This is a genomic window from Pseudonocardia charpentierae (genome assembly GCF_031845345.1).
Classification (GTDB): Bacteria; Actinomycetota; Actinomycetes; order Mycobacteriales; family Pseudonocardiaceae; genus Pseudonocardia; species Pseudonocardia charpentierae.
Genome location: NZ_JAVREJ010000118.1, coordinates 1 through 335, shown reverse-complemented (window position 1 = coordinate 335; position 335 = coordinate 1). Strand labels below are relative to the sequence as shown.

Genomic DNA, 335 nt, shown 5'->3' with positions numbered 1-335 from the left:
CCTAGACGAGTAAGTCCGAACTCGATCAGTGGTCGTAGGCGATCAGGGATCGGGTGACGGGTTGGCCGGTGGCGCGGTTGTGCCAGATCGCGGCGGTGAGTGCGAGCAGGCGTTGAGCGACACGCACACCGACACCGTCGATGCTGCGCCCGCCGTGCAGCTCCAGGTCGAGTTGGCCTTTGAGGGTGTCGTTGACCGACTCGATGATCTGCCGGATCGGTTTGAGCAGGTGCTCACCGGGGCGTGGGGTGCGGTTGCGGTAGGACGGGCGCAGCAGGGTCACGCCGCGGTCGGCCAGGTAGCGGTCGAGTTCGGCGGAGACGTAGCCCTTGTCG

At 66.6% G+C, this 335-nt stretch carries 1 pseudogene; it reads right to left on the bottom strand.

Annotation, left to right across the window (positions count from 1 at the left end):
- Window positions 1–25 precede the first annotated feature (25 nt).
- Window positions 26–335 (bottom strand): annotated as a pseudogene (locus tag RM445_RS32125) (IS982 family transposase); the annotation flags it as partial.